Origin of the sequence: Acaricomes phytoseiuli DSM 14247 (genome assembly GCF_000376245.1) — a bacterium.
Lineage (GTDB): Bacteria > Actinomycetota > Actinomycetes > Actinomycetales > Micrococcaceae > Renibacterium > Renibacterium phytoseiuli.
Genome location: NZ_AQXM01000050.1, coordinates 21,523 through 46,831 on the forward strand (window position 1 = coordinate 21,523; position 25,309 = coordinate 46,831).

A 25,309-nucleotide genomic window follows, 5' to 3' on the forward strand; every position below is an offset into this window, starting at 1 on the left:
TCTTGACCAAGGGAGTTTTTCTTTGGCCGCGGACTCTCAGTTCTCCACGGGCTCTGCGGCAAGCTCATTGCGCCAGTGCTCGGCATTCACGGTGAGGTTCAGGTCCACAGAGAGCTCGACGAGCATTCGGTAGGCTTCCTGTCGTTCCCCGCTGCTCGCTGCGGCCCCGTGTCGTTTGAGGCCGGACTTGAGCGCTCTGATCGCTTGTAGCTCATCCTGCTTGTAATCACGCAGGATCCGCGCATTGTCCAGCACCCGGGACAGCCCGGCTAACTCCGGTGAGCCGCCGTAGTCCAGCTTTGCCGGCTCATCGCGCTGGATGACGATCAGATTGTTACCACTCGGATCGACCAGAGTGAATCGTTTGGCGCCATCCCGGAGCCTGGTTAGCCTAGGACGCCCCTGCTGTGGCACCTTGCCGAGATGCTGCTTCAACCCAGCGGCGAATGCGCGATGATACGGGGTGATCGAATCCACCATGATCAGTGCACCTCCGGTATCCTCACGTTCTGGATCGAAACCGGCAGGTGGGGCGCCAAAATGCAATTCGATGCGCCCCAGGGCGTACGCGAGATAAAGATATGGCTTGCGCTGGTCCCAGACGGTGTTGAAGCCGAGTGCACTGTAGAACCCGGCAGTCTCAGCGGCGTCGTGGCAAGGCAGAACCGGGATAAGCGTCTCGTTGCCGGTCAGGCAGTTCTGCTCCACCAGGGGGCGCGTGTCGTTTTCCATCAAGCCTTCATCGCTCCGGGAGGTTTCTGAGAGATTTAAGTGCATTAAGCGGCTTGCGGCAAGGAGTCCCTTGCCGCAAGCCGCTTAATGATCCTCACCTGCATTCGACCGCGGTTCCGAAGACAAAATGTGGAACTTTGAGGTCTTTCTGGTTGAGAAAATTTGGTGGAAGCCTTAGTCCTGGCTGAGTACGCGTTCTGCGTCTTCTTTCTCCAGGAGCCTCGAAGTCTCGTCATGCCATTCAGAAGTCAGCGGCCGTAAAGTCGCTTCCACTGCACGGGCGTGGTGGGCGCAGAAGAGCAGCTCACCGCCGGAAGATTCCAGAACGGCTCGAACATACGCTTGCGCTCCGCAACGGTCGCATCGGTCTAGGGCATTGAGTTCACGACTCACAGTTGCTGTCGCCATCATGTCCTCCTTGGCTCGTGCTCTTGGTACTACTAATACAACCATCATTCGCCGCTAAATTACTCCAGGCTGGGTGTCTTTCGCTGTGCGCGTATAGCGGAGGTGGTTTTCGGCTGATCGGTCAACACCGGTGGGCTGCCCACTCCTACCGGCATGGCTTCGTGACGAAGGCGCCGAGCCAGGATACTCTGAAAGGCGGCAATCGGGTCGGCTTATCGCCCCCTTTGCCGATGGCACGAATCGAAGGAGATGGCCGCCCGTGGCCTTAACGAAATCTGATTACACCGCTCGTCACCTCTCAGTCCTGGAAGGACTTGAAGCGGTGCGCAAGCGCCCGGGTATGTACATCGGCTCAACGGACTCACGCGGCCTGATGCACTGCCTCTGGGAGATCATCGATAATTCCGTGGATGAAGCGCTGGCTGGATACGGGCGGAATATCACGGTGATCCTACGCAAGGACAACTCTGTAGAAGTCCAGGACGACGGCCGGGGAATCCCCGTCGATATCGAGCCGAAGACCGGTCTGACCGGTGTCGAAGTGGTACTCACCAAATTGCATGCTGGCGGTAAATTTGGCGGCTCATCCTACGCTGCTTCCGGAGGCCTGCACGGGGTCGGCGCCTCCGTGGTCAACGCGCTCTCCGCCCGTCTGGACGTCCAGGTGGACCGGGGCGGCAAGACGTACCAGATGTCTTTCCGCCGTGGCGAGCCGGGGCGGTTCAAAGACTCCGGACGTTCGTTGAGCCCCGATGTCGCTTTCGAACCGTTCCTCGAAAAATCGGAACTCACCATCACGGGCAGCACCAAACGCGGGATCACCGGAACCAGGATTCGCTACTGGGCGGATCAGCAGATCTTCACCCGGGATGCCAAGTTCTCCTATGACGAGTTGGTGACCCGGGCCCGGCAGACGTCCTTCCTGGTGCCCGGACTGCGGCTCGTGTTGCGCGATGAACGCGGCCTGCCCGGGACGCCTGGTGAATCGGGCCCGTATGAGGAGGTCTTCCAGCATGATGGAGGCATCTCCGAATTCGTCGACTTTCTCGCCGTGGATACCCCGGTCACTGATATCTGGCGACTGCACGGCAACGCGGGCTTCAAGGAGACCGTCCCGGTCTTGGACGCCAACGGCCATATGACCCCGACTGAGGTGGAGCGTGACTGCGAGGTGGATATCGCGTTGCGCTGGGGGGTCGGATACGAGACCACTATCCGCAGTTTCGTCAATATCATCGCCACGCCGAAGGGTGGGCGGCATCTTGAAGGCTTCGAGCAGGCCCTGCTGAAAACCCTGCGCAAGGGCGTCGAATCGAATGCGCGTAAGCTCAAAGCAGGTAATGACAAGGTTGAGAAGGACGATGTCCTGGCGGGGCTCACCGCAGTGGTCACGGTACGGCTCGCGGAGCCCCAGTTCGAAGGTCAGACGAAAGAGATCCTCGGCACCCCGGCGGTGCGCAGCATCGTGGCCAAAGTCGTGGAGAAGGAGCTCGGGGCGCGGCTGAACTCCAGCAACCGCAACGATAAAGCACAATCGGCGCTGCTGCTGGAGAAGGTCGTTGCGGAGATGAAGTCCCGGATCTCCGCCCGGATGCACAAGGAGACGCAGCGGCGGAAGAACGCCCTGGAGACTTCCTCGCTTCCGGCGAAGCTGGCGGATTGCCGATCCGAAGACACAGAACGCACGGAGCTGTTCATCGCGGAGGGAGACAGTGCTCTGGGCACCGCCCGGCTGGCCCGGTCCTCGGACTTCCAGGCGTTGCTGCCGATCCGCGGCAAGATCCTCAACGTCCAGAAGGCCTCTGTGGGGGATATGCTCTCCAACGCTGAATGCGCCGCGCTGATCCAGGTCGTGGGGGCTGGCTCTGGCCGCTCCTTCGATATCTCGGCGGCCCGGTACGGCAAGGTGATCCTGATGACGGACGCCGATGTCGACGGCGCGCATATCCGCACGCTCCTGCTGACCCTGTTCTTCCGGTATATGCGCCCCATGGTTGATGCGGGTCGGGTCTTCGCAGCGGTTCCGCCGCTGCACCGGGTCGAGGTCATCAATGGCGGCTCGAAACCGAACGAGATCGTCTACACCTATTCCGAACAGGAGCTCAAGGCGCTGCTGCTGCAGCTGGAGCAGACCGGGAAGCGCTACAAGGAACCGATTCAGCGTTATAAGGGGCTGGGTGAGATGGATGCCGGGCAGCTCGCGGAAACCACGATGGATCCGCGATATCGTACCCTGCGCAGGGTCACCGCTGCCGATGCTGAAACCGCGGAAAAGACCTTTGCGCTGCTCATGGGCTCCGATGTGGCGCCGCGTAAAGAGTTCATCATCGCAGGTTCTGCCGAGCTGGACCGGGAGCGCATCGATACCTGATCCCTTTTGCTCAGAACCTGATGTCCTGGAGCGGAGTCTGAAACCTCGGAGTCAGAGCGCAGGGATGATGAGCAGGGCCGCCGGCGCGATGATCAGCAGGGCTGATGAGAGTGTCAGGATCGTGGCTCTGGCCAGTGCTGGCAGGGGCGGCTGCGGGTTGATGAGACGTTCCACCCTAGCCGCTGTGGTGCGCTCGAGATCCTTGGTGGCCACCTGAATGCTGCCGGGCACCGTAGTCTCGGGTACCTGTTGGCCCCCGGGGTTCCTCGGGTCGGCGGCTCCGGAAGCGACCATGATGATCGAGCGGGCCAGCGTAGGTTCCGAAACGCTTTGCAGGGCGGCATCATCAGCGAGCATCTCGATCAGCTCGCTCACGGAGCGCTGAGCGAGTTTGGATGTGGGCAGCCAGGGCAGCGCGGATTTCCAGGCGGCGAAGGCCCAGAGCAGCAAGTGATGCCGCTGGTTGAGGTGGCTTCTCTCATGTGAGAGGACCGCGGCGAGTTCTTCCTCCTGTAGCAGATCGAGCAGCCCTGCCGAGAGCACCATTACGGAGCGGGCACCCCCGGGAAGGCAATAGGCCACCGGGGCTGCGTGATCTATCACGACTGTTCCCGGCTCCGCTGCAGGCGAGGAGAGCAACCGCAGGAGCTGCCGGTGCCTTCTGCGCTGGCGGCCGATGCGCACATAGGTGAGCAAGAGCGTGAAGAGCAGATGCGCGCCGAGTAGCAGGGCAGCGGAGAGTGCGAAGATATGCCAGAAGCTCAGACCGCTGACGTCCCCAGAGCCCGTCGTCATATCTATGAGCGCCATGACCGCGGAGATCACATTCGGCCCCAGGGGGGCCAAACCCCAGATGAGCATGGCGCTGATCATGGATAGTCCGCCCGCGAGCCCGATCGCCTGCCAGAGGATCATGGCGGTTGCGGGGGAGCGGCGCGGCCATTTGGCCCTGGAGAGCAGGGTAGGGGCCGGCCAGGCGAGAATCACCGCGAGGACAGCCAGTATCCAGGAGCTCAGCGTGAGCGTATCAGTGCTCATGATCTACCAGTATCTACCAGGCCTGCCAGGTCGTTTCGGCCGGGTGCGAAGCGTTCGGTGGTTGTCAGCGGTTTTTAATCGTCGTCAGTGATTATCGATGAGCAGCTTGCGTAAAGTAATGGCCTCTTCTGAGGATACGGATCCGATGAATCGAGCCAGCACGGCTTCCCGGTCCGGAGCCGAGCCGAGTACCTCGTGCATGAGTTCCGCGGTGTGCTCTTCCCGGCTGGTTACGGCCTGGTAGTGATGCGGTCGGCTGTTCCGCTCGCGCTCCACGAGCCCTTTGTTCTCCAAGCGGGACAGTACCGTGAGTACGGTGGTTACGGCTAGTTCCTTGGCTGCTCGCCCTGTCGGAGGATTCTGAGTGTGGGTTAGGAGATCGCGCAGTTCATTGGCGGTCAGCGGGTCGGGCTGTTGCCACAGCAAATCCATCACAGATCGCTCCAGTTCGCCCAGTGTCGCCATGCTCTATCCTTACCGTTTCCGGGGCAGCTTCCTAGCTGAAGCAGCCTATGCCGTGATTCCCAGGATACCGCGCCCGGGGCCCAGTTTCTACATGTAGTAGAAGATGTTCTGCACATCCGTTCATATGCCCATAAATGCTCAAAAAGTGCCCTAAACTGGGTGTAGATAAGTTTTCTACACTACGTAGAAGAGTGCTTTGGTCGTAGCCAGAGGATGTCATGGAAGCTCTCGAGATTGCACGCTGGCAATTCGGAATCACCACTGTTTATCACTTCTTCATGGTTCCTTTGACCATCGGCTTAGGCCTAGTCGTGGCTACCCTACAGACCCTCTGGGTGCGGACCGGCAAAGCCGAGTACTTACGCATGACGAAGTTCTGGGGCAAGCTCTTTTTGATCAACTTTATTCTGGGCGTGGTGACCGGCCTCGTCCAGGAATTCCAGTTTGGGATGGCCTGGAGTGAATACAGCCGCTTCGTCGGGGATGTCTTCGGCGCACCGCTAGCGATGGAAGCGCTGCTGGCGTTCTTCGTGAAGTCGACCTTTCTGGGCTTATGGATTTTCGGCTGGAAACGGCTATCCAGGAAAGTCCATCTGGCTTGCCTCTGGGCCGCCGTCTTGGCATCGGTCATCAGCGCTTATTTCATCCTGGCCGCGAACTCTTGGATGCAGCATCCGGTCGACATAGAAATGGTCGATGGCCGGCCACGGCTCAACGATATCTGGGCCGTACTCACGAACAGCACGCTGCTTGTAGCCTTTCCCCATACGATCTTCGGTGCCCTGTCCGTCGCGGGAGGATTCCTGCTCGGTATCGCCTGGTATCACTTGTGGAAGCGGCGCATGCTCGGTATCGACCGGCTGGAGGCTGTGCCGCTGACGCCTGAAGGAGCAGGCGAATCTCGAAAGAGTAACTCGAAGAAGACCGTGTTGCGCGTCGGAGACCGGATCGCGGCTGATGGCACAGTTCACCCCGATCGGGACGCGACGGATCACAAGGTTTGGTTCCGCTCACTGCGGATCGGTGCGGTGGTCGCGGTCTTCGCTTTCGCAGGAGTTGCGATCAGCGGTGACTTCCAGGCCAAGCTGATGTTCGAGCAGCAGCCGATGAAGATGGCCGCGGCTGAGGCTGCTTGCCAGAACGGAACCAGCGTCTCGGTGCTTTCCGTCGGCGATCTTGGCAGCAGGGACTGCAACGAGGTCACCACGGTTTTCGAGGTCCCGGGGCTGCTGTCCTTCCTAGCCCACGGTGATTTCGATACTGAGATCCGGGGCGTGAACTCTCTGATCCCTGAATACCAGGAGAGATACGGAACCAACCTGCCGGACAACCCTGAGATCTACGGGGACCGTGCTGGCCAGCCGGTCCAATACGTTCCCGTCATGGAAGTGACGTACAGGGGCTTCCGGATCATGATCGGCTTCGGTGCGCTTGCCGCTTTCGCTGCCGCGATAGCACTGGTGATCACCCGAAAGGGCACCGTGCCGCGCTCAGCCTGGCTGATGCGCCTGGCGGTTTTCGGGATCCTCGCGCCCTTCGGCGCTAACGCGGGCGGGTGGATCTTCACCGAGATGGGGCGGCAGCCCTTCGTGGTAGCGCCTAATCCGCAATTCACCGGAATAGACCAGGTCTTCATGTTTACGGCGAGCGCGGTGTCTCCCGGTGTCAGCGCCGCAGAGCTCATTTTCTCCTTGATTGCGTTCGTTACCGTCTACGGCATGTTGCTGATAGTCGAGATCTTCCTGCTCATGCGCTATGCCCGTGGCGGAGTGCCGAAAGCGATGCCGGAGCTGCTGGAATCACCGCAGGATAAGGATTCAGAGGATCCTGATCCGGATGACCAGCAGAAAAAAGACGATGACGTCTTAGCATTCGCGTACTGACGTCCCGCCCCTAGTCCAATCAAGAAGTTCGATCACCCCGATCAATCTTGAGGAACCCGTGGAAGCCGAATCAGTCTCCTGGCTACCGACCTTATGGTTTGCGCTCATCGCAGTGCTGTGGATCGGGTATCTTTTCCTCGAGGGATTCGACCTCGGCGTGGGTATGCTGATGAAGCTCTTCGCTCGGAACAATATCGAGCGCCGGGTGCTGCTCAACACTGTGGGGCCGGTATGGGACGGCAATGAAGTCTGGCTGATCACGGCTATCGGAGCTACTTTCGCGGCGTTTCCGCTCTGGTATGCGGCACTGCTGTCAACGCTCTACCTGCCCATGCTCTTCGTGCTCCTCGGCTTAATCGTCCGGGCGGTTGCCTTCGAATACCGGGGTAAGGTGAACTCAGCCCGCTGGCGTAATGTCTGGGACTGGTGCATCGCGCTCGGTTCAGCGGTGAGTGCTTTCGGGATCGGCGCAACACTAGCCTTGACTTCTACCGGCCTGCCGTTAAACGAGAACGGGGATCGGGTCGGCGGGGCCTTTGCTTGGTGGAATGCTTACGCTTTGATCGGCGGTCTTGCCGTGGTGTGCTTCTCCCTGCTTCATGCTGCTTCTTTCCTTGCCTTGAAAACGGATGGGGAGGTACGGTACCGGGCCCGCCGATGGTATACCCGTGGTGTCGGTATCGCGGCGCTGCCGTTAGTGCTCTGGGCGGTTCTGGTAGCGCTGACTGCTGACGGGCAGGGGCTTGCCGGAGCATTAGCCTGGGGGCTCATCGGGGTTTCCGTGCTGTCTCTGCTGTGGTCTTTCCTGGCAGCACAACGCGGCCGTGAAGGCTGGTCCTTCCTGAGCAGCGGGATATTCCTGGTGACTGCCGTAGTATCGATCTTCCTGAACATGTACCCACGCGTCCTGCCGTCGACGATCTCCGCCCAGTTCGATCTCACGGTGCAGAATGCCTCGGCTTCTCCCTATACCCTGACGGTGATGAGCCTGGTGGCGCTCTTCGGCGTGCCTCTTGTCCTGGTCTACCAGGGCTGGACCTACTGGGTTTTTAGAAAGCGGGTCAGCGCTCAGAGCATCCCGTCATGATTCCGGGGTTGATGATTCCGTGAATGGTAGGTGGCGTGTGCCGCAGATGAAAGCGAGATGGCAGCAGATGCTCTCCGATGGCTCGGGCGTGCTTCCGCCGATTCCGCGGCACGTTCGGGGCGGTCTCTACCTCCTGGGTCTGCTCAACGCGGTCAAAGCCGCGGCGCTCGTACTCTTCGCAGATGCCCTGACTAGAGCGTTGATGGAAGCCATCAACGGGCGCTCGCCGCTGAACTGGCTCGCCTGGGGGCTGCTGGCCGCCGTGGTCCGGGCCGGGACGGTCTGGGCGATCCAGGCGAGTGCACGCCGCACCGCGCTGGGCGTCAAAGAACAGCTCCGCTCTGAGCTAAGCCGGAAGTGGGTCCGGCAAGGAGGGGCGGATCAGGGCTCTGCCGTGCTGGCGACACGCGGCCTCGACGCGCTGGACGGCTACTACACGCAGTTCATCCCGGCGCTTGTCACCGCGGCCACGATACCCCTCGTCGTGGGCACCCGGATCCTGCTCGCCGACTGGGTCAGTGCGCTGATCATCGTGCTCACGGTGCCCCTCATCCCGCTTTTTATGATCCTGATTGGCTGGTTCACTCAGGAGCAGGTCGGCGCTGCGACCGGGGCGCTGCTGAGGCTCTCCCGGCAGCTCGCCGAACTGGCCCGAGGACTTCCCGTTGTCGTTGGCCTGGGCCGTTCCGACGCGCTCCGCGCGGGGCTGGACCGGCTCGGGGACAGATACCGTGAAACCACAATGGGCACTTTGCGAGTCGCTTTTCTCTCTGCACTCGCCTTAGAACTCATCGCGACCATCTCGGTGGCGGTAGTGGCGGTATTCATCGGCATCCGGCTGATCTATGGGCAAGTGGATCTGGGCACCGGTCTCCTCGTGTTGATCCTGGTCGCTGAATGCTACCTGCCCTTCCGCGAGCTGGGCGCGGCCTTCCACGCGAGCGACGATGGCCGGGAGGCGATGCGGCGGATCGAGCCAGAACTCAAGCGCAGCGGCCCGGAGGATCAGCGAGAGCCGGCGTCCGTAAGTGATTCAGAAGAGAAACCCGGCCGCGGTGCAGCGATTTCGATCCGAGGCCTTTCCGTGCGCTATCCGGGACGCAAAGGCCCCGCTCTGGAACAGTTCGATGCCGAGCTGCCGTCCGCCGGGTTGTCCGTGGTGACCGGGCCGAGCGGCTGCGGCAAATCAACACTTCTGGCGGTTCTCGCCGGGGTCACCGTGTATCAGGGCTCCACTCCAGCTGAGATCAGTGGAGACATCCGGGGCTTAGACCGCGAGAGCTTGGCTTTCCTACCCCAGGAGCCGGACACCACCGAAGAGACGGTCTGCGCGGAGCTGCTGCTCTGGGGTGCTGCCTATCCGGACCTCGCATTGCACGAGGTTGGTCTGGCAGGGCTCGGCCACCAGCATCCGGGTTCGCTCAGCCCCGGGCAGCTCCGAAGACTCGCTCTGGCCAGAGTCCTGGTCAGAGCGCAGCAGGGGGCGCGGCTGGTGCTCGTCGACGAGCCCACGGCGCATGTCGACGCGGAAAGCGCCCGGACCGTCGAAGAGCTCCTGCTCACCCTGAGGGGGACAGCTACGGTGTTGGCAGTCAGCCACGACCCGAGGTTGATCGCATTCGCGGATCAGCTGATCGAGCTGAGCGAACCCGCAGCAGTGCACCCCCAGGGCGAAAGTCCTGCACAGCATGACGACCACCCGGCGGAGAACCGGCGCGTTGGTGCCGGAAGCGATGCTGCCGAGCACACTGAAAGCATCGGTACCTCTGCGTCGGCGAAGAATCCCTCGCTCTGGATGACCGTGCTGCGGCCCTGGCGTCCGATGGCCTTGGGCTCGATGTTCTTCGGCGTCCTGGCTGCCCTCGGTGCGCTCGCGCTGGCCGCGCTGTCCGGTTGGCTGATCGTCCGGGCCAGTCAGCAGCCTCCTGTGCTGTTCTTACTCACGGCGATCGTCGGGGTGCGGTTCTTCGGGATCTTGCGCGCGGTCTCCCGTTACGTTGAGCGGCTCTGCACGCACTCGGTGGTGCTGGATGCCGCCAACTGGCTCCGTAGCCGCCTCTGGGACGGATTGTCCCGGACCTTGCCGGCCCGGCGAGAGCTGCGCCGGGGGGATCAGGTGCTTAGTGGGTTCATCGGCGATGTGGACAACGCCCGTGACCTAGCGCCCAGAGTGATCCTCCCCCCGGTAGTAGCGGCGCTATCCGCTATCGCGCTGCTGCTCAGCATTTTCTTACTGCTTCCGCAGGGGGCGGCAGTGATGATCCTGGTGCTCTGCTCCGCGCTGCTGCTGATACCGGTGGTGGCTTGGTGGGCTGAACGCCGATCCGCGCTGCGCGAGGAGCGTGCACGTACTGAGATGCTGCGAAGGCTCACTGTGCTGCTCGCAGCAGCAGGTGAGCTCAGGGCCAACCGGGTGGAGCAGCCGCTCCTAGATCGCGTCGCCAGCGCGGACCGTGTCGCTACCGAAGCAGCTCAGCGGGCCGCGCACGGAGCCGGGGTGGCCCAAGGACTGCTCGCTCTGACGGCCGCCGACGGTGCGCTCGGGCTGGTTTTCGTTGTGGCACCGGACGTCGCCGGAGGGTCGGTATCCGCGGAGATCCTGGTCGCCATGGTTCTGCTCATGCTGGGTATCGGCGACGCCTTCGGGCAGCTGCCCGCCGCGGCCGCGCGATGGCCCTTGCTGCGCAAACTCACCAGAAGATTCATCGCAGAGACGAACGCTCCGGCGCTGCCCCGGGTGAAGCCCGCCGCAACAGGGCGCGTGCTGACGGCTGAGGAATTAGAAGTGGGCTGGCCCACCCCGACCGGTTCAGCCAGCACTGATTCAGCCAACCGGGGCACCGTAGTCGCCGGGCCGATAAACCTTGACCTCCGCCAGGGGGATTGGCTGACGCTCACCGGCCTCTCCGGTTCGGGGAAGTCCACCCTGTTGGCGACGATCCTCGGTTTCACCCCCGTGATGGCAGGCGAGCTGGGCGTCAGCGGCCGGATCGCCTGGTGCCCGCAGGAGGCTCATGTCTTCGGTTCCACGCTCCGCGGGAACCTGGCCCTGGCCCGGGACGCGGCCGAGGCGCCAGACACTGCGGAGATGCTTTCGGTGCTGCGCAGGGTCGGTCTCGGCGACTGGTTGGCAACTCTTCCCGAGGGCCTGGACACTCTGATCGGCGATGGTGGAGGGGAGATCTCCGGCGGACAGCGGCAGCGGCTCGCCGTAGCAAGGGCTCTGCTCACTGATGCCGAGCTGGTGCTGCTCGATGAGCCCACAGCGCATCTGGACCAACCCGGGGGGCGGGCGCTGATGGTCGACCTGCGCCGCGGGCTAGCGGACCGAGCCGTGATCCTCGTGACCCACCGGCAAGAAGAGATCGCCCCCGGGGACATCCTCCTGGATCTGGGGCAGGATTCCGGCAACCGCGGGCTTCTTCGCACCGGGTGAAGATGAGTGGAAGCCGGGCGGAATCGCACGAAAGAGGCGTAAATAGTTCCGAATAGCCGCAACAGACCCAGTTCGCGGCTGTTACCGTATTGTGGAATGAATAAACTTTCTGTCTCTTCGTCCGCTGCTGTACTCACCGACGTCCTTTTGCTGATCGCCCGCGTCAGCGTAGGGTTCATGTTCGCTTCCGGGGCCGTCAGGAAAGTCCAGGAACCGGAATGGTTCGCCTCGACCTTCGTCAGCGCGGGTATCCCTTTTCCCGAGCTCCTATCCGTTGTCACGGCCTGGACTGAGCTGATCTTAGGGGTAACTCTCATCCTGGGGGTGCTCACCCGGGTGTCCGCGGTGGTGCTTGCCGCGGTGATGGTGGGCGCTGCCGTGACGGAGATCGTACCGGCACTGTTGGCGCAGTATCCGCAGCCGGTGACGTTCTTCAGTAACTTCTTCTACAGCGCGGAATGGCTACTGATCCTCCTCCTGCTCTTCGTCGCGCTTCTCGGTGCGGGTCGCATCGCCGGTGATCGACTGATCTTCCGGAAGCAGCGATCGGGCTCAGCCCACCGTCGCTGATGGCTGATGCTGCTACAGCAGACTTTCAGGATTTAGGATCAGACAGTGACGCTCCAGGACCTCGGAGAGTGGTCTGCGCTTTATACCGCACGGCTGCTGTTCAGACGCCCAGTAAGCAGTGACCTTGAAGTCGCGCTGGAGATCCATACGGACCCCGCGACGAATCTGCATCACCCCAGGCCCGAACTCACCGATGCGGAGCACTCGGCTGAGCGCTTCGAGGAGATGCTCCAGCACTGGTCGGACCATGGTTTCGGTGTGTGGGTCGTGGCGGAACGCGAGAACCCTGCGCGGGTTATAGGTTTTACTGGGGTATCGCATCGCACGGTCCACGGAAGGGCCGCGCTCAATCTCTACTATCGCTACCGTCCAGACGTTTGGGGCCAGGGTTATGCCGCCGAAGGCGCCCGGCTCGCCGTAGCTCGGGCGCAAAGCCTTCTCGCTCCGCTGCCGGTGATCGCGCATACTGTAGCCAGCAATATCGGATCTCAGAAGACCGCGCTCAAAGCAGGCCTTGAACGTCACCCGGAACTCGATGTGGATCACGGTGAATTCACCGATGTGTATTTTGCCACTGACTGGTGCTGACCGCCGCCGGCTCTGGATGAGAGCCTGGTGTCGGGTTAGAGCAGAGTGCCCTGGCCGTTGTCGTCGTTCTCGATCACCGGTTCTGGTGCTTCAGTCGCAGCGGGTTCGATGGCCGCGGCATCTGTGGCTCCCGTACCCGCGGTCGATACGCTGGGCCCCAGTGCGTCGACGCCTTGCGACAGCGGAACCCCAGAACCATCCCGCCGTCCGTGCTCCAAGGGCAGGGCCCGGGCAACTCCGGCAGATGAGGCGGCCTTCGCCGGGCCAGCGCCGGCCCAGGCGAGCAGCAGAGTGTTCTCCTCCTTGAGGAAGCGGTGCGCCCGCACACCACCGGTAGCCCGGCCTTTAGCCGGGAACTCGGCGAACTCCGTCACCTTGGCGGAGGCGGTGCTGGTCCCCGGTAGGCCCTTGGCAGAGCTGGACCCGGCGATGGTCACCACGACGGCTGTCGGATCGGCTGCACCGTCGACGGAACGGACGACATCGAAACTGATCGCGGCATCACCGCTGGCGAGTTTGATACCGGCCATTCCTGCTGCAGTCCTGCCCTGCGGACGGACGGCGGTGGCGCAGAAGCGCAGCAGCTGGGCACCGGAGGTGATGAAGACCAGCTCATCGGCGTCTTGCGCGACACCGGCTCCGATCACCCGATCCTTGTCCTTGAGCGCGATGACCTCCCATTCCTCACGGTTGAGCGGGTACTCCGGATTCACCCGCTTCACTACACCTGCGGCGGTGCCCAAGGCGATCACGGCGTCGATGGGCACGAGGCTCACCAGGGCCTCGCCCTTGTGCAGGCTCAGGAACTCTTGCGCGGGAACGCCGCCGGACAGGTTCGGTAGCCCGCTGCTCGGCGGCAATACCGGCATATCGACCACTTGCAACCGCAGCATCCGCCCTGTCGAGGTCACGGCAGCCACCTCGCCGCGGGCAGTGCTCGCCAGAGCAGCGCGGAAGACGTCGTGCTTCGCCCGGCTCCCGGATTCCGCAAAGGGCTGCTGATCCGAGGTTCTGGCGATCTGCCCGGAGCTGCTCAGCAGCACCCAGCACGGTTCATCGGCGACCTCTAGCGGCATAGCCGCTTTGTCCTGGCCTGCTTTGCCGGTCGGCTCTGCGGATAGCGCTTTGCCTGCTAGGGCTGGTGCTGCCTCGGATTCGAGCAGGACGGTGCGCCGAGCTGTGCCGTACTTCTCTGCGATCTCGCCGAGCTCGTCGGAGACCAGCTGGCGGAGCACTTCCTCGGAGCCCAGAATGCGCTCCAGCTCGGCGATCTGCTGGTGCAGTTCCTCCTGTTCGCGTTCCAGCTCGATCCGAGAGAACTTGGTCAGCTGACGCAAGCGCAGTTCCAGGATGTAGCCGGCCTGCACCTCGGACAGATCATAGATGGCCATCAGCCGCTCCCGGGCCGCGGCGACTTCATCGGAACTGCGGATGATCTGGATGACCTCATCGATATCCACGATCGCGATGAGCAGGCCTTCTACCAGGTGCAGCCTGTCCTTCTTCTTGCCCAGCCGGAAGCTGGTGCGGCGGCGCACCACATCGATTCGGTGCGCGGTGTACACCCGGAGCAGCTCCAGCAGGCCCAGCGTCTGCGGCTGGCCGTCCACCAGGGTCACATTATTGATTCCGAAGGAATCCTCCATCGGGGTGAGCTTGTACAGCTGGGCCAGGATCGCCTGCGGATTGAAGCCGTTCTTGATCTCGATCACCAGCCGGAGCTTGTGATGGCGGTCGGTCAGATCGGTCACATCGGAGATGCCCTGCAGTTTCTTCGCGCTGACCGCGTCCTTGATCTTCTCGATGACCTTTTCCGGGCTGACCATATAGGGCAGCTCGGTCACCACCAGCCCGGTGCGCCGGGCGGTGAGCTGCTCGACGTCGACCTTGGCCCGGGTGCGGAAGGAGCCTCTTCCGGTGGCGTAGGCGTCCCGGATCCCGTCTAGGCCCACGATCCGGCCGCCGGACGGCAGATCCGGCCCGGGGATGATCTTCATCAGCTCCGCGAGTGTTGCTTCAGGATTGGCGATCAGATGCCGCGCTCCGGCGATCACCTCACGGAGATTATGCGGGGCCATATTGGTCGCCATGCCCACCGCGATCCCGGAGGCGCCGTTGACCAGGAGGTTCGGGAAGGCAGCGGGCAGAACCTCGGGCTGCATGAACTGGTTGTCGTAGTTGGGGACGAAGTTCACAACGTCTTCGTCCAAGTGCTCGGTCAGGGTGAGCGCTGGTGCTGCGAGTCTGGCCTCTGTGTAGCGAGGGGCCGCCGGGCCGGCGTCCAGTGAGCCGAAATTGCCGTGACCGTCGATGAGCGGCAGGCGCAGTGAGAAATCCTGGGCCATGCGCACCATGGCGTCGTAGATCGCGCTGTCGCCGTGCGGATGCAGCTTCCCCATGACTTCGCCGACCACGCGGGCGCTTTTGACATGGCCCCGGTCCGGGCGCAGGCCCATCTCGCTCATCATGTACAGGATGCGGCGCTGCACCGGTTTGAGCCCGTCCCGGGCATCGGGTAGAGCGCGGGAGTAGATCACCGAATAGGCGTACTCCAGGAATGAGCTCTTCATTTCGCTGGAAACGTCGATATCGACGATGTTCTCGGTGAAGTCCTCGGACATATCCGAAGACGGGTGTGCTGCAGAAGAGCTCTTAGAGGTGCGCCTAGGCATACTGCGTCGTGGTCCTTCAAATCATCAGGTGATCCATCGGTCGCTGCTACGGCAGGATTCACTGCGCCGCGGCCGGGGTCAGGCAAGTATCAGGTATTACAGTGAAGTCTATGGGTTCTGAGTCCGTAAATCCTGGATATCGCGATGAATATCCGCATCAATATCCGCATCACTGGGAGGCGGATGTGGTGCTGCGCGATGGTGCGACCGCGCATGTGCGCCCCATCTGCGCGGATGATGCCGAAGGCGTGCAACACTTCCATCTCGGTCAGTCCCCGGATTCGATCTATATGCGATTCTTCACCCACAAGTCGCAGTTGAGCGACCGGGAGCTGCGCCGTTTTACCCAGGTGGACTACCGGAACCGTGTGGCTTTCGTGATCACGGTAGCGAGCAAGATCATCGGCATCGGCCGTTATGACCGGCTGGCAGACCTGAAACAGGCCGAGGTGGCCTTCAACATCGCCGATGCGCATCAGGGCCGGGGGATAGGCTCGATCCTGCTTGAGCACCTGGCCGCTGCGGCCCGGGAGAACGGGGTCACCAGATTCAGCGCCGAGGTATTGCCCGGCAACCGGAAGATGCTGACCGTTTTCGCTGAGGCAGGTTATGAAGTCAGCCGCCATTTCGACGACGGGCTGATCAGCCTGAGTTTCGATATCGACCCCACGGAACGCTCCCGGGAAGTCATGGAAGGTCGGGAACATCGGGCTGAGGCGCGCAGTCTTGAGGGCCTGCTGAACCCGAAGAGCATCATGCTGATCGGCGAGGACGGAGCCGCGCTCTTCCAGGAACATCTGCTGGCTGGCGGCTATACCGGTGAGATCTTCCGATTGGACAGTGGCTCGGGGCCCGCTGAGTCAGCGGATCTGGCTATTGTCGACGTTCCTTATGCCGAGGTGGAAGCGGCTATTACAGCATGCATCGACCGCGGAGTGCGCGGGGCGCTCGTCGCCACGAGCGGTTTCGCTGACGCGGCGGAGGCGGGGCTGGAACGTCAGCGGGAACTGATCCGCAAAGCCCGGTCCGCGGGGATGCGGATCGTTGGCCCGGCATCGCTCGGTCTGATCAATACCCGGCCGGAGGTCTCGCTCAACGCATCGCTGCTACCGGGTTTGCCGCGATGCGGCCCGCTTTCCGTATTTAGCCAGTCCGCAGCCATCGGAGCAGCCCTGCACGCCGCGCTGATGCATCGAGAGATCGGCTTGTCGACGGCGATATCAGCCGGGGACCGGGCCGATATTTCGGGTAACGATGCGATGCAGTTCTGGGAAGACGATGCGCAGACCGGGGCTTGCGCCCTGTACCTGGAATCTATCGGCAACCCCCGTAAATTCTCGCGCCTGGCCCGCAGGCTCTCCCGGACCAAGCCGGTGATCGTGGCGAAGTCGGACGCCCTGGGGCTGCGATTGCCACCAGGCCATGCGGTGCGCACCACTCAGGCGCCCGCCGGGGCTTTGGACGCCATGCTGCGGCAGTCTGGAGTGATCCGGGTCAGCAGCATCGATGAGCTCAGCGATGTTGCTCAGCTCGCGGTGACCCAGCCGCTTCCGGCCGGCGGAAGAGTCGCGGTGGTCAGTAACTCCCAGGCGATGGCGAGGGTGGTCGGTGATGCGGTAGAAGCCCATGACTTAGAACTGCTGGGAATCTGGGCCGGCTGCGATGTCGACGCGGATCCCGGGCCCGGCGCAGCCTTACCCGAGCAGCAGGCGGAGCGCGGCCAGGCGGCGATTAGCCTGCAGGAGCTGCTGCGAGCCGCATTCCAGGGTGCACCACGGGGCGAAACGGCATCGATGGGCGCCGGTTCGATGGGCACGGTGAGCCGCCCTGATGCCGTGATCGTAGCCCTGATGCCGGGGCGTCGCCATAGCCCTCAGGAACTCGCGCGCATCGTTGCCGAAACCGCCGGTGATCAGGAAGCCACGGTGGTCCTCAGCTTCAGCGGAGTCCTCGACCGGATGCAGACCACCACGGGGATCCTCACCACGGACGCGGGGCAGATCCCGGGCTTCTCCAGCCCCGCTGCGGCTGTTGCCGCGCTCGTGGCACTGATCCGTTATGCGCGTTGGCTGTCGCGGGAACAAGGCGTTTTCGAACGTCCGGACACCATTGATATCAGCCGTGCCGAGGAACTGGTCACGACGTGGAGCCAGGATTTCTCCGGGGACGAACTGCATACGCTGAGTTCCCAGCAGTCGGCTCAGCTGCTTTCCTGCTTCGGCATCACGGTCCTGGAATCGATACCGGTCCAGACCCCGGATCAGGCCGTGGCTGCAGCGCACCGCCTGGGCTGGCCCGTGGCGCTCAAAGCGGATGACCCGGCCTTGCGGCACCGGCTGGATCTGGGCGGGGTCCGGCTCAACATCGGCGATGAGAAGGCGCTGCGGGAGAATATTCCGCAGATGCGCGAGTCCTTACGGCCTTTGCTGCGTTCCGGCAGCTCGACTCTGGAGGTCCAGGCGATGGCCCCTCTGGGGCAGGGATGCGTTATCCGGGCGCTGGAGGATCCCCTCTTAGGGCCCGTGATCTCCTTCGCTTTGACCGGGGACGCCTCGGACCTGCTTGATGACTGGGCGCATCGGGTGCCCCCACTGTCGAGTGCCGACGTCGCCGAGCTCATCCGAGCTCCGCGTGCCGCGGCGAAACTCTTCGGATACCACGGCTTGCCGGCTGCGGATACGGCCGCACTCGAAGACATCGCAGCCAGGGTGGCGGTGCTCAAAGATGTGCTTCCCGCAGTGGCCTGGTTGGAGCTCAATCCTGTTCTGGTCTCGCCTCGGGGTGCTACGGTGCTCTCTGCCGTGATCCGGCTGGCCGACCCCAGGCAGCGGATCGACAGCGCCCGACGGGCGATGAACTCCTGGACTGCCTGAGGCGCTTACCGGCGAGGTTGACCGTGAGGTTAACAGGGATGTTAACAGCAACGTTAAAGGCAACGTGTGGGAGAATGGCCCGAGGATCAACTGTGAACTTGGAGATTTTTCGTATGACTTTCCGTCAGAAGTCCAGTGCCGTCCCAGTGGAAACGCTCGAGCAAGCTTTGCAGCGGGCCGGTTTTTACCCGGCCCTCATCTCCGATGTGCTCCGGGATTCCCTCAATGGGCAGGCCTGCCTGGCGCATCTGGTGCATCTGGAAACGCATTTCGACCGGAATGAAGTGCATCGGCATATCACCGCTTTGGCGCTCACCGAGACCGCTCTGGTGATAGCGCATGTGGATGACCAGTGCATGGACGATACCGGTGCCCAGATGATGGCGCAGATTTCCACCGAGGTGATTCCGGTGGCGCAGATCCGCTCTGTGGTGCTCAGCTATATCTATGCGCAGCCGCAGGACTACCAGCCGGCCGATTCCGCCCTTGAGCTGACGCTTTCGCTGGGCTGGTCGGGCAGTCAGCGGTTCGACCTCGTCCCGGTTTCCTGTGCGGATCCGCAGTGCGAGGCAGAGCACGGGTTTAGCGGCACCGTTGCCCAGGAAGACATCGCACTGCGAATCAGCGCCGAGGCCGATGGCCCCCTGGCCGTGACCGAAGCGCAGCGCTTCGCACGGATTCTGCGCGAGCGCAATGGGCGTACCGCCGGCCAGTCAGAGCCCACCAGACTCTCCAGCGCTCCCAGCGTGAACAGCCGACTCGGCCGCAACCATCATCGCTGAGTGACTGCCTCGACCACGTGACTGCTTCACCCGACACCGTGAGCTGGGCTGCGGGCTCATCGCTCTCCGCCCTGCTGCCCAGCGCGGCTGCCGCTATGGGCGCTCCGGATGCCGCTAATCTCCTGGGCCTGCCTGCTTCGGACAGGATCTGCGTGATCCTGGTCGACGGACTCGGCCTAGCGGCACTCAAGCGCAAAGCAGGGCATGCGCCGTTCCTGAGCAAAGTCCTCAGCCAGGGGCTCGCCAGCGGCACTTCTCGGCGGCTCTTCTCGGCTTTTCCATCGACGACGGCTGCCTCGTTGGCCAGCCTCGGCACGGGTCTGCCACCCGGCCAGCACGGACTGGTGGGTTACGATGTTCTCGACCCGGCCCAGGATAAAGTGGTGAACCTCCTGGGTGGCTGGGATGCCAAAGTTGATCCAGCGAGCTGGCAGCCTTTTCCCACGGTCTTCGAACAGCTTCGTGGTTTCGCGGATGCTGTTACGGTGAGCCTGCCCCGCTTCGAGACCTCCGCGCTGACCCGGGCGGCGCTGCGCGGCAGCCGATTCATCGGGGGTAACACTGGATTCGCTCGCACCGCTGCTGCGGCCAGTGCGATGCATGCGGCCCGTGAATCGGGCACGCCGACCCTACTGTACCTCTACTGGCCCGAACTCGATGTGGCCGGGCATCGCGATGGCCTCGATTCGCCGCGCTGGGAGTACGAGCTCGAAGAACTCGACGGCGCTGTGCGGCGGCTGGTTGCCCAGCTGCCGCCGGAGACCCTGCTGCTGCTCTCTGCCGACCACGGAATGATCGACGTACCGGCTCGGCAGCGCATCGACTATTCAGCATCGCCTGAACTCATCGCAGGAGTGCGGCATACCGCAGGAGAGCCCCGACTGGTGCAGCTGCACCTGGAGCCCGGGGCCGATCAGGATCGTGTCGCAGAAGCCTGGCGCGGTGCTTTCGGTTCCAAGATCAGGGTTCTCAGCCGTCAGCAAGTCGTGGCCGCTGGCTGGTTCGGCCCGGTGCGCGCCGAGGTGGTGCCGCGAATCGGAGATCTGCTCATCGCGGCCCAGGAACCATTAGCGCTCTACGATGTGCGCCGAGTGGGAGAGCGGCCCCTTGAGGTAGTTGGTCAGCACGGGTCCACGACCAGGGCCGAGCGGGAGGTCCCCCTGCTGCAGATCCCACTGCCAGAAAGTGTGCCAGGGGGAGCCGGGCAGAGCCGGGCCAAGCGCAAGGGGACAAGGACACAGGGCTTTGGAAGGACAAGCGGACGTGGCTGAGCTGATCTTCTATTCGGGCACGATGGATAGCGGGAAGTCGACGCTGGCTCTGCAGCTGGATCATAATCACAGCGTCCGCGGCCGAGCCGGGCTGCTCTTCAGCTGCCATGACCGCGCGGGGGACGCGCAGATCTCCAGCCGTCTGGGGCTCCGCACCGACGCTATCGAGGTGCTTCCGGAGAGCGATTTCTGGTCCACCGTAGTGCAGTACCGGATGGACGGTGCGCCAGTGCACTATCTCATCTGCGATGAAGCGCAGTTCTACACCCCGGAGCAGGTCGACCAGCTGGCCCGGATCGTCGATGAGATGGACATCGATGTCTTTGCCTTCGGGATCACCGCGGACTTCCGAGCGCGGCTCTTCCCCGGCTCGCAGCGTCTGATCGAGCTCGCGGACCGGGTGCGCCCGCTTCAGGTGGAGTCGCTGTGCTGGTGCGGTCAGCGGGCCACGCATAACGCCCGGACAGTGGGCGGCACCATGGTGGTAGAGGGCAGCCAGGTGATGGTGGGGGACATCAATGACGGCAGCACGGTAGAACTCAGCTATGAGACGTTATGTCGTAAGCACTACATGCGTAGGGTGACCAAGGCCGGATCGATGCAGATGCTCGAGCAGGATCAGTTGCTTCCCTGGGAGCCTTCCGCAAAGCCCGAGCTGGGTCAGTCGGACTGAACTACTAGATAGATCAGCAGCCGAGCTTCGCCGGAAGTTCAATCTGTTTTGGTCCCGAAGACGATCTCATCCCAGCTGGGCACGCTGGAGCGTTTCGGCTTGCGCCGTTCCGTTCCGGCAGACTCCTGTTCATTTTCATCTGACGCGGCCTGTCCCTCCTGCGCGGATTCGGCGGACTCTGGGGCTGCGGATGGCTTCTCTTCCCATTGCCGGGGCGCGCCCGAAATTGTGATCTCCCGGGTGGGCGGAGCACTCGTGTCCTCTTCGCTTTGCCGAGCGGCAAGGTTGAATGCCCCTTCCTTGCCAGAGTCGTGCCGGGGTATCTCCAGAGTGTCGTTGGCGCTAGGTCCTGATTCTTGACCCGCACTCGGTGGCAGCGGCGCGACTGCTTCGTCATCGGGTTCAGGGGCGAGGCTGAGCGGCGCGAAGAAAGCCTGCTGCTGGGCTGCCCCCGGTTGGGCATCTTCCAGGGCGTCCGATTCTTCTGCGGGGGCCTCGACGGTGGCGGAGAATTGCTCCTGCGCCGTTTCGGCTGCAAAGTCAGTGACGGAAGCGATCCGTTCCGAGCCGCGCATCGAATGCTCTGCGTCTTCTACCGCCACTGCATCATCGGGCTGCGATTCCGCACTGTTTTCGGAGAGAAGCAGCGCCAGTGCGTCATCTTCCTCTTCGTCGGCGCCTAAGCGCTGGCCGCGTCGTGATCGGAGGAGCTCAAGCAAGGAAACGGATTTCGGCTCTTCTTTTCCGGTGTCTTTCTTTTCCGTACCCTCTTGCTCGCCAACCTGTTCGGAGTGTTCGGAAGATTCTGCTACCGGGTCGAACTCGGGCCTCGGACTGGAGTGGGTTACTTCACTCTTACCTGTCTTACCTGATTTCGCCTCGAAGTCGAAAGGCTGGTCTGTTACCGCGCTGAGGCGTCGGGCGGGCACTGGTTTGTCCAGGGGCTCGATCTCGCTTAGCAGTTGCGCCCAGCGGTTCATGTTCTGCAGGGTCTTTCGCGCCGGGTTGAAAGTCCACTGGGCGGGCGGGGCCTCACCGATATTGCGGGCAGCGGGAGCTCGTGCATCGAACTCTGCCACTACCGTCCACAATCCGTCAGGGCGGCGCCAGGCGTCCCAGGTAAGTGAATCGAGGCCCACGCCAAGCGAGGTTAGTCGATGGGAGACCATTTCCTGGAGCATCGCCGGATCATCGCCGAAAGCCGATCGATATCCGTCGTGGCTGGGGACCGCATCGGAAACCGGCACTTCCTGAGCCTGCTGTGCGATATGCGCGCGCTCAGCCAGGACGGGGCCTTCGTACCTCCGGATATGCGCAACGGGCAGGCCAGAGGCCCCGGCGACTTCTTCTGCTGTTGAGCCGCTGCGGATCCGATTCTGGATATCGCGCGGGGACAGCCGTTCCGCGGGGTTCTGCGCATCATCCGGGGCAGGTTTTGTCGCAACCTGCACGCGGTGCTGAGGCCTGGACGTCGCTACCCGCAGAGCTTCATCGATACGCAGACGGAACACCGCCCCGCCAGGGCCGCTGAGCAGAAGGTGCCCGCCGTCCTCCTGGACGCCTACCAACCGCAGATCTTGCATGCCTTCTCCGTCACCTGCTCTGTCGACTCCGTGTGCTGGACAGGCTCTCGGCCTTGCCTTCCTGCCAGTTCAGCTGCCAGCCGTCTCACGGTTACTCTGCCACTGTTCAGGGGGAATTCCTATCACCCGCGCAGGCGTGGCGGATGTTGTATGGTTGCCTGATCTCGTAGCACCAGTGATCTCGTGCCGCGGGAAGGAATCAGAAAGGAGCACCGGCTTGAAGCAGCAGTCAGATGCTGTGGCAAACCCTGGATCCAGCTAAGAATGCAGGGTACGAGTGTCCGCTGTGAGGATAATCATTGCTAAATATCCTTTTCTGACTGGCTTTTGGGAAGAATCTGAGGAAAAATCTCCCGGTGCCGGGCACAAAAATGATGATCAAGGCGTTGATCCAGTGTGGCTTGAGAATCTTGGGGCAATCTAGGCAAGAACTTGAGCAGGGACTCGGGCAAGCAAGACTGACCAGACGAATGGCCAAGCCGGCAGATCTGGCGGTGCTGCATCAAGCAGCATCGATGATGAGAAGCGGAGTGTGAGCGAAGAATTATGGCGACTGACTACGATGCGCCGCGGAAAACCGATGACGAACTCAGTGAAGACTCGATTGAGGAGTTGAAGTCTCGGCGAACCGATAAGCAGTCCGCGGCGGTTGATGAGGACGAGGCGGAGGCGGCGGATAGTTTCGAGCTGCCGGGTGCCGACCTCTCCGGCGAAGAACTGATGGTCCGGGTGCTGCCGGCGCAAGCTGATGAGTTCACCTGCGCTTCGTGCTTCCTGGTACGGCATCGTTCGCAGGTTGCTCTGGAGAAGAACGGCCTGAAGTACTGCAAGGACTGCGAAGGCTGATCCTGCAGAGCGTTCCGGCATAGCTACGGCATAAGTGTATGAGATTCCGGCTGGTGCAGCCGGACGCCTACGGGGCGGTCAGGGCAGCGACGAGCTGTTCTGGCCGTCTCGTTGAGGTTAACCAGTACGGTGTGGGATCGGCTGGATCCACGATCTCCAGCCGCACCACCGGGTCGATCCAGCCGCGGAGGCAAAGGAAAGCGAGGCCGTTGAGCCTCGGCCCTCGCTGGAGCCCAGCGGCATCGCCGCGGAAGCCTTCCACGGAACCGATGAATCTGCGCTCGATCGTCGCACGGCCTACGGTCAGAGTGTTCCGATACACCGCGATGCGCGGAGTGCTGAGGATGAGGAAGCCGGCTTGCAGGACGAAGAGCACTCCGGCTGCAATATACCCCGCCACGAGGTTGAGCGGGGCGAGGATGAAGATCCCCGCCGCGGATATGCCCGCGACGACGATCCAGATCCAGATAGCAGGCCAGAGCTTTTCGGTGTACAGCGGCGCTTCCATCGGATCAGCCGGTTGCGGGGCTTCCGTACTGGATGAATCTGGTGCCTCTACCGTGGGCTTCTCATTCTCGGGCATAAGGCTATTCTGCCAGCCATTAGAGTGGTAGCAGGTCGAGTCGGCATGGAGTGGCTCGGATGAGGTGGGATTAATGATGGAGGAGCACGTGAGAACAGGGCCCGGTGCCGAGAATCTACTTGCGGCAGGGAGCGCTACCCCAGCCAGTGTCCCGATTCAACTGCAGATGCTGGATCCCGATCTCGAGCCGCCCAGCTATGCGCACCCCGGAGACGCCGGTGCGGATCTGCGGGCCAGGGCAGATGTTGACCTTTCACCAGGGGAGCGGGTGCTCGTGCCCACCGGGGTTGCCATCGCTCTGCCGGAAGGCTATGTCGCCCTGCTCCATCCCCGTTCCGGGCTCGCCACCAAACACGGCCTGACTATCGTTAATGCTCCGGGGACCGTGGACGCCGGATACCGCGGCGAGATTGCTGTGACCTTGTTGAATACTGACAGCAGCAGCTCGATCAGCTTGCGCCGCGGAGATAGAATTGCGCAGATGGTGATCCAGCGGGTTGAGCTGGCTGAGTTCGTACCGGTATCCGAATTGCCGCAGTCAGTACGCGGCGCAGGCGGGTTCGGCTCGACCGGCGGGTTCGCTACTACCGAGACACAGTAGCTTTTTTTGATGTTTACTTCCTGATTTCGTTTCGATTCTCCGAGGAGTGACCCAGATGGCATTCGGACGCCGCAAGCGCCAGGCGACGAAAGATCATTCCGTCGCGCATTCAGAACGTCAGGAGCAGGATTCTCCTTCTGCTTATGAATCTGCGGGTCTCATTGACCTGAGCGCACTGCCCGATCCTGCGGATACCGCCTATGAGCGCAGCAGCCACGGCCCTTTCGATGTCGATGAAGTCAGCGCCGTAACGGCTTTCCTTGATTTAGGCGCGCTGCGGATAGCCCCGCATGAAAGACTGCAGCTCCGCTTGGAGATCGAGGAGAGTACCCAGCGGGTGATCGCCGTGACCCTGGACCTGGACGGTTCAAGCCTCCAGCTGCAGGCTTTTGCCGCTCCGCGTAGTGAAGGCCTCTGGTTGGAGATCCAGGAGCAAATCAGCCAGTCCGTCGCAGCGCAGGGCGGAAGCACTGAAGGTTTAGAGGGAACGTTCGGCACCGAGATCCTCGCGAAACTCCCGGCGCAGGCGATGGACGGCTCCGCCGGGTACCGGGTAGCGCGCTTCATCGGCGTAGACGGCCCACGCTGGTTCCTGCGCGGGGTGCTCGGCGGTCCCGCCGCAGTGGATCGTGAGGCTGCAGCGGAACTGGAGAGACTCTTCCGGTCAACTGTGGTGGTCCGTGATGACACTCCTATGCCGCCACGGGATCTGTTGCCACTGCGGCTGCCGAAGGACGCGGTAGCCGGCGGTGCGTCGGGCGAGGCGCCAGAATCAGAAGAGTCCGAGGAAAAGCAGAAACCGGGTTTCGAACCACCTCGCCGTGGTCCGGAGATTACTTAGATCGGC

Annotated in this window: 20 protein-coding genes; 13 read left to right on the plus strand and 7 right to left on the minus strand. The window is 62.6% G+C overall.

Annotation, left to right across the window (positions count from 1 at the left end; genetic code table 11):
* Positions 1-36 precede the first annotated feature (36 nt).
* A complete protein-coding gene (locus C501_RS12475; RefSeq protein ID WP_018134386.1) occupies positions 37-732 on the minus strand; it encodes a VOC family protein in 696 nt (231 codons plus the stop codon).
* Positions 733-906: 174 nt separating this feature from the next.
* The gene (locus C501_RS0104230) at positions 907-1,140 is read right to left on the minus strand and encodes a DUF7455 domain-containing protein (protein ID WP_026174595.1); all 234 of its coding nucleotides are present in this window, start codon (positions 1,138-1,140) and stop codon (positions 907-909) included.
* 259 nt (positions 1,141-1,399) lie between these two features.
* On the opposite strand from C501_RS0104230, the gene C501_RS0104235 reads away from it, so the two are divergent.
* Positions 1,400-3,511, plus strand: a complete 2,112-nt coding sequence (locus C501_RS0104235; RefSeq protein ID WP_026174596.1) for a DNA gyrase/topoisomerase IV subunit B — start codon at positions 1,400-1,402, stop codon at positions 3,509-3,511.
* Between the two features lie 51 nt (positions 3,512-3,562).
* Here C501_RS0104235 and C501_RS0104240 read toward each other — a convergent pair whose 3' ends face one another.
* A complete protein-coding gene (locus tag C501_RS0104240; protein ID WP_018134389.1) occupies positions 3,563-4,549 on the minus strand; it encodes a M56 family metallopeptidase in 987 nt (328 codons plus the stop codon).
* An 84-nt stretch (positions 4,550-4,633) separates the two neighbouring features.
* Positions 4,634-5,014: a BlaI/MecI/CopY family transcriptional regulator gene (locus tag C501_RS0104245; RefSeq protein ID WP_018134390.1), complete on the minus strand. Its 381-nt coding sequence runs from the start codon at positions 5,012-5,014 to the stop codon at positions 4,634-4,636.
* Positions 5,015-5,232: 218 nt separating this feature from the next.
* Between C501_RS0104245 and C501_RS0104250 the strand changes: the two genes are divergently transcribed.
* The 5 genes from C501_RS0104250 (at position 5,233) to C501_RS12485 (ending at position 12,578) form a co-directional block, all read left to right on the plus strand.
* Positions 5,233-6,897, plus strand: a complete 1,665-nt coding sequence (locus tag C501_RS0104250; protein ID WP_018134391.1) for a cytochrome ubiquinol oxidase subunit I — start codon at positions 5,233-5,235, stop codon at positions 6,895-6,897.
* Between the two features lie 58 nt (positions 6,898-6,955).
* Positions 6,956-7,984, plus strand: a complete 1,029-nt coding sequence (gene cydB, locus C501_RS0104255) for a cytochrome d ubiquinol oxidase subunit II (protein WP_018134392.1) — start codon at positions 6,956-6,958, stop codon at positions 7,982-7,984.
* Between the two features lie 46 nt (positions 7,985-8,030).
* On the plus strand, positions 8,031-11,420 hold the full coding sequence (gene cydC, locus C501_RS0104260) for a thiol reductant ABC exporter subunit CydC (protein WP_245532405.1): 3,390 nt from the start codon (positions 8,031-8,033) through the stop codon (positions 11,418-11,420).
* Between the two features lie 96 nt (positions 11,421-11,516).
* The gene (locus C501_RS12480; protein WP_018134394.1) at positions 11,517-11,990 is read left to right on the plus strand and encodes a DoxX family protein; all 474 of its coding nucleotides are present in this window, start codon (positions 11,517-11,519) and stop codon (positions 11,988-11,990) included.
* A 45-nt stretch (positions 11,991-12,035) separates the two neighbouring features.
* Positions 12,036-12,578, plus strand: a complete 543-nt coding sequence (locus C501_RS12485; protein ID WP_018134395.1) for a GNAT family N-acetyltransferase — start codon at positions 12,036-12,038, stop codon at positions 12,576-12,578.
* Positions 12,579-12,613: 35 nt separating this feature from the next.
* On the opposite strand, the gene C501_RS0104275 is transcribed toward C501_RS12485, so the two are convergent.
* A complete protein-coding gene (locus C501_RS0104275; RefSeq protein ID WP_018134396.1) occupies positions 12,614-15,199 on the minus strand; it encodes a DNA gyrase/topoisomerase IV subunit A in 2,586 nt (861 codons plus the stop codon).
* Positions 15,200-15,360: 161 nt separating this feature from the next.
* On the opposite strand from C501_RS0104275, the gene C501_RS0104280 reads away from it, so the two are divergent.
* The 4 genes from C501_RS0104280 to C501_RS0104295 all read left to right on the plus strand — a co-directional run bounded on the left by C501_RS0104280 (position 15,361) and on the right by C501_RS0104295 (position 20,849).
* Complete coding sequence (locus tag C501_RS0104280; RefSeq protein WP_018134397.1) at positions 15,361-18,123, plus strand: bifunctional acetate--CoA ligase family protein/GNAT family N-acetyltransferase; 2,763 nt, start codon at positions 15,361-15,363, stop codon at positions 18,121-18,123.
* A 113-nt stretch (positions 18,124-18,236) separates the two neighbouring features.
* Positions 18,237-18,905: a DUF5998 family protein gene (locus C501_RS12490; RefSeq protein WP_156807620.1), complete on the plus strand. Its 669-nt coding sequence runs from the start codon at positions 18,237-18,239 to the stop codon at positions 18,903-18,905.
* Between the two features lie 17 nt (positions 18,906-18,922).
* A complete protein-coding gene (locus tag C501_RS0104290; protein WP_018134399.1) occupies positions 18,923-20,176 on the plus strand; it encodes an alkaline phosphatase family protein in 1,254 nt (417 codons plus the stop codon).
* On the plus strand, positions 20,169-20,849 hold the full coding sequence (locus C501_RS0104295; protein WP_018134400.1) for a thymidine kinase: 681 nt from the start codon (positions 20,169-20,171) through the stop codon (positions 20,847-20,849). Before C501_RS0104290 ends, C501_RS0104295 begins: the two co-directional genes overlap by 8 nt.
* A gap of 38 nt (positions 20,850-20,887) precedes the next feature.
* Here the strand turns inward: C501_RS0104295 and sepH are convergent, their stop codons facing one another.
* Positions 20,888-22,432, minus strand: coding sequence for a septation protein SepH (gene sepH / locus C501_RS0104300; protein ID WP_018134401.1), 1,545 nt, complete (start codon positions 22,430-22,432; stop codon positions 20,888-20,890).
* Positions 22,433-22,978: 546 nt separating this feature from the next.
* Between sepH and C501_RS0104310 the strand changes: the two genes are divergently transcribed.
* Complete coding sequence (locus tag C501_RS0104310) at positions 22,979-23,278, plus strand: DUF4193 domain-containing protein (protein ID WP_018134403.1); 300 nt, start codon at positions 22,979-22,981, stop codon at positions 23,276-23,278.
* Between the two features lie 67 nt (positions 23,279-23,345).
* Here the strand turns inward: C501_RS0104310 and C501_RS0104315 are convergent, their stop codons facing one another.
* Positions 23,346-23,861 carry a DUF3093 domain-containing protein gene (locus tag C501_RS0104315; RefSeq protein WP_018134404.1) on the minus strand — a complete coding sequence of 172 codons (516 nt, stop codon included), beginning with the start codon at positions 23,859-23,861 and terminating at the stop codon, positions 23,346-23,348.
* Positions 23,862-23,934: 73 nt separating this feature from the next.
* Between C501_RS0104315 and dut the strand changes: the two genes are divergently transcribed.
* Both dut and C501_RS0104325 read left to right on the plus strand, forming a co-directional pair.
* Positions 23,935-24,462 carry a dUTP diphosphatase gene (gene dut / locus C501_RS0104320; protein ID WP_018134405.1) on the plus strand — a complete coding sequence of 176 codons (528 nt, stop codon included), beginning with the start codon at positions 23,935-23,937 and terminating at the stop codon, positions 24,460-24,462.
* A 55-nt stretch (positions 24,463-24,517) separates the two neighbouring features.
* Complete coding sequence (locus tag C501_RS0104325; protein ID WP_043568197.1) at positions 24,518-25,303, plus strand: DUF3710 domain-containing protein; 786 nt, start codon at positions 24,518-24,520, stop codon at positions 25,301-25,303.
* Positions 25,304-25,309: the final 6 nt, after the last annotated feature.